The sequence below is a fragment of the Ferrimonas marina genome (assembly GCF_900129905.1).
In the GTDB taxonomy this organism is placed as follows: domain Bacteria; phylum Pseudomonadota; class Gammaproteobacteria; order Enterobacterales; family Shewanellaceae; genus Ferrimonas; species Ferrimonas marina.
Map to the genome: position 1 here is coordinate 386744 of NZ_FQXG01000004.1, position 7398 is coordinate 394141.

A 7398-nucleotide genomic window follows, 5' to 3' on the forward strand; every position below is an offset into this window, starting at 1 on the left:
CGTAAAGGCAACTACGTTTAAATGTTGACCTTCGGATCCAGCTCGCCAGCGTGGTAGCGCTTGTACATCGCCTGCAGCGACAGCGGCTTGATCTTGGAGCCCTGGCCGGCACAGCCGAAGGCTTCGTTACGGTCGGCGCAAATCGCCGCCATCGCTTCCATCGAGGCCTTGAGGAACTTACGCGGGTCAAACTCGCTGGGGTTCTCCGCCAGGAACTTACGCACCGCGCCGGTAGACGCCAGACGCAAGTCGGTATCGATGTTCACCTTGCGAACGCCGTACTTGATCCCCTCAACAATCTCTTCCACCGGCACACCGTAGGTCTCCGGGATCTCACCACCGTACTGGTTGATCACCTCGAGCCACTCCTGCGGTACTGAGGAGGAGCCGTGCATCACCAGGTGGGTATCCGGGATGCGAGCGTGGATCTCCTTGATGCGGTCGATGCGCAGCACCTCACCGGTGGGCTTCTTGGAGAACTTATAGGCACCGTGGCTGGTGCCGATGGCGATGGCCAGGGCATCCACCTTGGTGGCTGCCACAAAGCGGGCAGCCTCTTCCGGATCGGTCAGCAGCTGGTCGTGGCTGAGCACGCCCTCGGCACCGATGCCGTCCTCTTCACCGGCCATGCCGGTTTCTAGGCTGCCCAGGCAACCGATCTCGCCCTCAACGGACACGCCACAGGCGTGGGCGAAGGCAACGGTACGCTGGGTAACCTGCACGTTGTAGCCGTAATCCGCCGGGGTCTTGCCGTCTTCCCGCAGGGAGCCGTCCATCATCACTGAGCTGAAGCCCATCTGGATGGAGCGCTGACACACGTCCGGTGAGGTGCCGTGATCCTGGTGGATACACACCGGCACATCCGGGTACTGCTCCAGGGCCGCGTTCATCAGGTAACGCAGGAACTGGGGACGGGCGTACTTACGGGCACCGGCGGAGGCCTGCACGATCACCGGGGAATCGGTCTTCTCGGCGGCCTGCATGATGGCGCGCATCTGTTCCAGGTTGTTGACGTTAAAGGCCGGAACACCGTAGTTGTGCTCGGCCGCATGGTCGAGCAGTTGGCGCAGTGAAATCAAAGCCATAGTTGTTGGACTCCTAGTTAAGAGACAAACCGCGGACCAGGGCTGCCGCGGCTTGTCACGCTATCGATGTGTCGTCTTACTGAGATATTGGGTTGCTGCCGCTGTATTTATTTTGATGCGCGGGCTTGCAACATGGCCACCGCCGGCAGGGTCTTGCCCTCGAGAAACTCGAGGAAGGCGCCCCCACCAGTAGAAATGTAGGAAACTTTGTCAGCAATATCATACTTATCCACTGCTGCCAGTGTGTCCCCGCCTCCGGCGATGGAGAAGGCATCAGACTCGGCGATCGCCTGGGCGATGCGCTTTGTACCGGCGCCAAATTGGTCGAACTCGAACACCCCAACCGGACCGTTCCAGACGATGGTCCCAGCGTTTTCGAGGATCTTGGCCAGGGCTTCGGCGCTGTCCGGGCCGATGTCAAAGATCATGTCATCTTCGGCCACCTCGGCCACCGGCTTGAGGGTCGCTTCAGCGGACTCGGAGAACTCTTTGCCGCACACCACGTCGGTGGGCACCGGGATGTCACCGTCGTTGGCGCGGGCGTTGGCGGTCAGTGCCTTGGCCTGATCGATCAGGTCTGCCTCATAGAGGGAGTTGCCCACCGGATGACCGGCGGCCGCGATGAAGGTGTTGGCGATGCCACCACCCACTACCAGCTGATCCACCTTCTTGGACAGGGACTCCAGCACGGTCAGCTTGGTAGAGACCTTGGAGCCACCGACGATGGCCACCATCGGGCGCGCCGGGTTATCCAGCGCCTTGCCCAGGGCATCCAGCTCCGCCGCCAGCAGCGGACCGGCGCAGGCTTCGGGGGCGAACTGGCCCACACCGTGGGTAGAGGCTTGAGCACGGTGGGCGGTGCCAAAGGCATCCATCACGAACAGGTCGCACAGTGACGCATAGGCCTTGGACAGGATCTCGTCGTCTTTCTTCTCGCCCGGATTGAAGCGAACGTTCTCAAACACCACCACCTCTCCGTCGGCCAGCTCGACGCCGTTGAGGTAGTCCTTCTCCAGACGCACCGGGGCGTCCAGTTTGTCGTTGAGGTAGTTAGCCACCGGCGCCAGGGAGAACTCCTCGGCGTACTCACCCTCGGTGGGACGGCCCAGGTGGGACATCACCATCACCTTGGCACCGGCCTTCAGGGCGTGCTCGATGGTGGGCATGGAAGCGCGCAGGCGGGCGTCAGAGGTCACCACCCCATCCTTGACCGGCACATTGAGATCCTGGCGGATCAGCACCCGCTTACCGGCCAGGTCCAGCTCGGTCATCTTCAGAATGTTCATAACGTCTTATCCTCAAAGGTTTGGTTAACTGATTCTTTTCGCTGCCATCGCCAGGGCGGTGTCCAACATCCGGTTGGCAAATCCCCACTCGTTATCACACCACAAGAGTAGCTTCACCAGGTGACCATCGGAGACCCGGGTCTGGGTGCCGTCCACCACACAGGAGTGGGCGTCGTGGTTGAAGTCGCTGGAGACCAGCGGGGCCTCGGTGTAGTCGAGGATCCCCGGCAGCTGCTGGGCTGCCGCCTGCTTGAGCAGGGCGTTGACGCTGGCAATATCGACCCGCTGGGTCAGGGTCAGGGAGAGGTCCATGGCGGTAACATTGGTGGTGGGCACCCGCACCGCGATCGCCTCGAACTTGTCGTGCAGCACCGGCAGGATCCGCTCGATTCCCCGGGCCAGCTTGGTGTCCACCGGGATGATGGACTGGCTGGCCGCCCGGGTACGGCGCAGATCGTCATGGTAGGCGTCGATCACCTGCTGGTCGTGCATCGCCGAATGGATGGTGGTGATCGCCCCTCGCTCGATGCCAAAGGCCTGATGCAACAGGTTAAGCACCGGCACCGAACAGTTGGTGGTGCAGGAGGCGTTGGAGACGATCCGCTCCTGGCCGGTCAGGGTCTGATGGTTGATGCCATACACTATGGTGGCATCCACTGCTGCATCGGCGGGATGGGAGATCAACACCTGGCCAGCGCCGGCCTGCAGATGGGCCTGGCAATCGGCGGCGGTCTTCAGTACCCCGGTGCACTCCAGCACCAGGTCCACCCCCAGGGTTTGCCAGGGCAGCTGACTCGGGTCCGGCTGGTGCAGCAGGGCGATGGGGTCTTCACCGATCCACAGGGTCCCGGGCTCATGGCGCACTGATTGGGCAAAGCGACCGTGGGTGGTATCGAACTGGGTCAGGTGGGCTATCGCCTCGGGCGTGGCCAGCTCGTTGATGGCCACCACCTGGATCCGGTCGCGATGAGGCCCCTCGTAGAGGGCACGCAGGGTGGAGCGACCGATGCGGCCAAAGCCGTTAATGGCGATGCGTAGAGTCATGACAGCCTTGTGTGCTGGGTCCTTCGAAAAAAGCGCGGCTCATTTTATCCCAGAACCGCTCGCCGATATAGCTGCGCTGGCGGCGCTGTCGATAAAAAACTCGATTCATATCATTGGATTTGCGATCCCCATACTGCGCCCATCCGCTGCCGTATGGGATAATGTCGCAATGAGACTGGATCGTTTACTGGGTCAGCACCCGCGCTGGAGCCGCCGTCACGTTCGCCAACTGTTGGCCCTGGGCCAGGTGCGGGTCAATGGCCAGCCCCAGCATCAGGCAACCTGGGAGGTCACCCGCTTCTGCCGGGTGGAGGCCGACGGCGAGCTGTTGCAGGCCGGTCAGGCCGCCCATTACCTGATGCTGCATAAACCGGCGGGGCTGCTCAGCGCCACCGAGGACCCGCTGCACCCCACGGTGATGACCCTGCTGCCGCAAGCACTGCAGGGCGAGCTGCACATCGCCGGTCGCCTGGACCGGGCCAGCACCGGTCTGCTGGTGCTGACCAACGACGGCAACTGGTCACGCCGGCTAACCGATCCCGCCAGCGACAAGGCCAAAACCTACCGGGTCACCCTGGCCAACCCGGTCGATCCGGATACTGCCCGGGTGTTTGCCGAAGGGATCCACTTTCCCTTTGAGGACATCGTTACTCGCCCGGTGCAACTGGAACAGCTGGGTGAGCGCGAGGTCAGGCTGACCCTGACTGAGGGCCGCTATCACCAGATCAAGCGGATGTTTGGCCGCTTTCGCAACCCGGTGCTGGCGCTGCATCGCGAGTCCATGGGGCCGCTGCAGCTCGGTACTCTGCCCCAGGGTCAGTATCGGCGGCTTACCGACGCCGAGGTGGCCGCCATTTGAGCCGCACTCTGGGCCCGGCTCTGGGCCAACTAGACTGGAACAGGGTATACTTCGCCGCTTCACTTTATTGCACATCAGATAATAGGCAGCCTCCATGGTTAAGATCGGACAGCGCAACACCCTTACCGTCACCAAACTCGTGAGCTTTGGGCTCTACCTGGATGGGGGTGACCTGGGGGAGATCCTGCTGCCTAAGAAGGTGGCGCCGAAGGACGCCAAGCCGGGTGATGCCCTGGATGTCTTTATCTACCTGGACTCCGAGGACCAGTTCATCGCCACCACCGCCCAGGCCAAGGCCCAGGTTGGCCAGTTCGCCAACCTCAAGGTCAAGGAGGTCACCCGCATCGGTGCCTTCCTGGACTGGGGTCTGGACAAGGATCTGCTGGTGCCCTTCAACCAGATGAAGCAGCCGCTGGAAGCGGGTCGCTGGGTGCTGGTGTACGTCTACCTGGATGAGCACACCGATCGCATTGCCGCCAGCGCCAAGCTGGATCGCTTCCTCGACAACAGCCCGGCCAACTACAAAGAGAAGCAGAAGGTCTCAGTGGTGATCGGCGGTAAGTCGGATCTGGGCTACAAGGCGATCGTCAACGACAGTCACTGGGGCGTGATCTACTTCAACACCGTGTTCAAGCCACTTAAGACTGGCCAGCGCATGCCCGGCGTCATCACCAAGGTGCGGGAGGGCGGTCGCCTGGATGTCAGCGTCAGCGCCCCGGTGGCCAAGCAGGTGGATGTGCTGGGTGAAAAGATCCTCGCCTACCTGCGCCAGCAGCCCGACGGCTTTGCTCCGCTGTACGACAAGACCGACGCCGAGACCATCAAGGCAGTGTTCGGTGTCTCCAAAGGGGTGTTCAAGCGCACCATCGGCGGCCTCTACAAGGACGGCCGCATTACCATCCTCAACAACGGCATCGAGCTGAAATAACCGTTCCGCTCCATCGCCGCACCCCGGTGTGCGGCGATCCGCTTTCGCCTGCCCACCATCCAGACCCAAGGCCATGATCGACAACGCCCTGCTTGTATTTATCCCCACATTCTTTGCCGTCGCCATCACCCCGGGGATGTGCATGTTGCTGGCCCTCAGCCTGGGCATGAGCATAGGTGTGCGCCGCACCCTGCCGATGATGGCCGGTGAGCTGTTGGGGGTGGCCACTGTGGCTCTGGCCGCGGTGCTGGGGGTGTCGGCATTGATGCTGCAGCAGCCGGCGCTGTTCACCGGGCTGAAACTGGTGGGTGGGGTCTACCTGGCTTACCTGGGTATCCAGATGTGGCGCAGCTCAGGCCAGGTGGATACCGGTTCCTCGGTGTCGGACATCACCCCGAGGGGGCTGTTTGCCCGGGGCCTGATCACCGCCATCGCCAATCCCAAGGGCTGGGCCTTTATGCTGGCACTGTTGCCGCCCTTTATCCGTGAAGACCGCCCCTTGCTGCCCCAACTCAGTTTGTTGCTGGCGATCATCCTGATGGCGGAGCTGGTGTGTATGTTGATCTACGCCAGCGGTGGCCACTCGCTGCGGCGTCTGCTGCGGGCAGAGAACGTACGGTGGGTCAATCGCCTGTCCGGCAGTTTGATGGTGGCGCTAGGCGCCTGGTTGATGTTGGGTCAGGGTTGAGCCCTGGGTCAAAAGTCGATCAGACCCCTTTGATTTCGACCCCAAGCACCTCCGCCAGCTGAGCAAGCTGGTCTTCGCTGTCCAGTTGCAGTGACCAGCTGACACCACCGCCAAAGCCCGTCACCACGTTGGCGATCCCCACCAACTGGATGCAGTCGGCGGCCGCCTGGAAGGTGATGCGGCCGGGCCCATCCAGCCGCACCATCAGCTCATGGGCGTTGGCGATCAACACCCCCTGAGCGAACCGGATCTTCACACCTTACCCCGGCGCTTGCGAACCGCCATGGTCAGGCGACTGATGCACACCAGGTTGCCGGACTCATCCTTGATCTCAATGCTCCAGATCTGGGTGGTACCGCCCAGGTGCAGTGGTGTCGCGGTGCCGATCACCGTGCCACTGCGCATCGCCTTAACGTGGTTGGCATTGATCTCCAGCCCCACACAGTAGTGCTCCTGATCGACGCAGAGGTTGGCGGCCATCGAGCCGACGCTTTCCGCCAGCGCCACCGAGGCACCGCCGTGCAGCAGCCCCATCGGCTGATGAGTGCGATGGTCTACCGGCATGCTCATCGACAGCGAGCGCTCGTCAAAGCCCACCACCTTCATCCCCAGTTGTTGTACCAGGGTGCCCTCACCGCGGGCATCCAGCAGGGAAAACTCCAGTTCCCGCTTCCAGATCGACATGATTATTCCTTCCTCCGTTGGTCCACTTGCCAGCATTGTGCAGCTTGCCAGCATACTGATTCTGCTCCAGTGGGTCCAACCGCTGGCAGAATCCCCCTTGCTGCCGCAGATAGCACAACCAAAGACCCCATTGGCGAAGAACAATGCGGCATTTGCCGGTTTAGGTCATGGCCTATTGGCTCAGCTCTGGTACCCTGTGCCCCATTCTCTCCCTCAATGACATCACCGCCGATGAAATACAGCGAACTGGCCCAATACCCCCTGCACTGGGTGTTTCAACGGGCCGACATGGGCCTGAGCGACGACGATCGCGCCGCCATTCACCCCCTGACCCCGCACTACGCCCGCCAGGTTTGGCAGCAGCAGGTCAGCACCGATGCGGTGGATCTGGAACGGCTGGAGGAAGGAGACTGGCTCAGCCAGGCTAGCTGCTGGCCTGAGACGGCATTGTGGGAGGAGGCGTTCGAGTCCGACGACCCGGTCCTGCCGGAGGCCCTGCAAGGCCACCTGAACTGGGATCCCAATACCATCGTGTTCATCTGCTACGACCAGGAACACGTGCTGGAGACCCGCTACAGCGTGTTCCGCCACGCCTGGAAGGCCTTCCTGTTTGCTGCCGATCAGGCGCTTGTGGTGGGGCGTCGCCGCAACGAGGCGTTGTGGTTTGTGGATGAGCGCCAGGTCAAACTGGGGCAAAAGCCCTAGTGCCAGGTGCTAGGTGCCAGGTGCTAGGTGCTAGGTGCTAGGTGCTAGGTGCTAGGTGCTAGGTGCTAGGTGCTAGGTGCTAGGTGCTAGGTGCTAGGTGCTAGGTGCTAGGTGCTAGG

9 protein-coding genes are annotated in these 7398 nt (G+C 62.0%); 4 read left to right on the top strand and 5 right to left on the bottom strand.

Annotated features, from left to right (window positions below; translation table 11 throughout):
- Positions 1 to 17: 17 nt before the first annotated feature.
- The 3 genes from fba to epd form a co-directional block, all read right to left on the bottom strand.
- Positions 18 to 1085: a class II fructose-bisphosphate aldolase gene (gene fba / locus BUC04_RS11805; RefSeq protein WP_067657219.1), complete on the bottom strand. Its 1068-nt coding sequence runs from the start codon at positions 1083 to 1085 to the stop codon at positions 18 to 20.
- A gap of 107 nt (positions 1086 to 1192) precedes the next feature.
- A complete protein-coding gene (locus BUC04_RS11810; protein ID WP_067657222.1) occupies positions 1193 to 2371 on the bottom strand; it encodes a phosphoglycerate kinase in 1179 nt (392 codons plus the stop codon).
- A gap of 24 nt (positions 2372 to 2395) precedes the next feature.
- Positions 2396 to 3415 (bottom strand): erythrose-4-phosphate dehydrogenase, encoded by a 1020-nt coding sequence (gene epd / locus BUC04_RS11815; RefSeq protein ID WP_067657226.1) that lies wholly within the window; start codon positions 3413 to 3415, stop codon positions 2396 to 2398.
- A gap of 169 nt (positions 3416 to 3584) precedes the next feature.
- On the opposite strand from epd, the gene BUC04_RS11820 reads away from it, so the two are divergent.
- The 3 genes from BUC04_RS11820 to BUC04_RS11830 all read left to right on the top strand — a co-directional run bounded on the left by BUC04_RS11820 (position 3585) and on the right by BUC04_RS11830 (position 5890).
- The gene (locus BUC04_RS11820) at positions 3585 to 4274 is read left to right on the top strand and encodes a pseudouridine synthase (RefSeq protein WP_067657229.1); all 690 of its coding nucleotides are present in this window, start codon (positions 3585 to 3587) and stop codon (positions 4272 to 4274) included.
- 94 nt (positions 4275 to 4368) lie between these two features.
- A complete protein-coding gene (locus BUC04_RS11825) occupies positions 4369 to 5202 on the top strand; it encodes a CvfB family protein (protein WP_067657232.1) in 834 nt (277 codons plus the stop codon).
- A 73-nt stretch (positions 5203 to 5275) separates the two neighbouring features.
- Positions 5276 to 5890 (top strand): LysE family translocator, encoded by a 615-nt coding sequence (locus BUC04_RS11830; protein ID WP_067657235.1) that lies wholly within the window; start codon positions 5276 to 5278, stop codon positions 5888 to 5890.
- Positions 5891 to 5909: 19 nt separating this feature from the next.
- Here BUC04_RS11830 and BUC04_RS11835 read toward each other — a convergent pair whose 3' ends face one another.
- Together BUC04_RS11835 and BUC04_RS11840 are read right to left on the bottom strand one after the other, a co-directional pair.
- Entirely contained in the window at positions 5910 to 6146 is a 237-nt protein-coding gene (locus tag BUC04_RS11835) for a DUF3389 domain-containing protein (RefSeq protein ID WP_067657238.1), read from the bottom strand.
- A complete protein-coding gene (locus tag BUC04_RS11840) occupies positions 6143 to 6574 on the bottom strand; it encodes a hotdog fold thioesterase (RefSeq protein ID WP_067657241.1) in 432 nt (143 codons plus the stop codon). The genes BUC04_RS11835 and BUC04_RS11840 overlap by 4 nt, the downstream gene beginning before the upstream one ends.
- 231 nt (positions 6575 to 6805) lie before the next feature.
- Between BUC04_RS11840 and BUC04_RS11845 the strand changes: the two genes are divergently transcribed.
- Positions 6806 to 7279 carry a DUF2947 family protein gene (locus BUC04_RS11845; protein ID WP_067657244.1) on the top strand — a complete coding sequence of 158 codons (474 nt, stop codon included), beginning with the start codon at positions 6806 to 6808 and terminating at the stop codon, positions 7277 to 7279.
- Positions 7280 to 7398 lie beyond the last annotated feature (119 nt).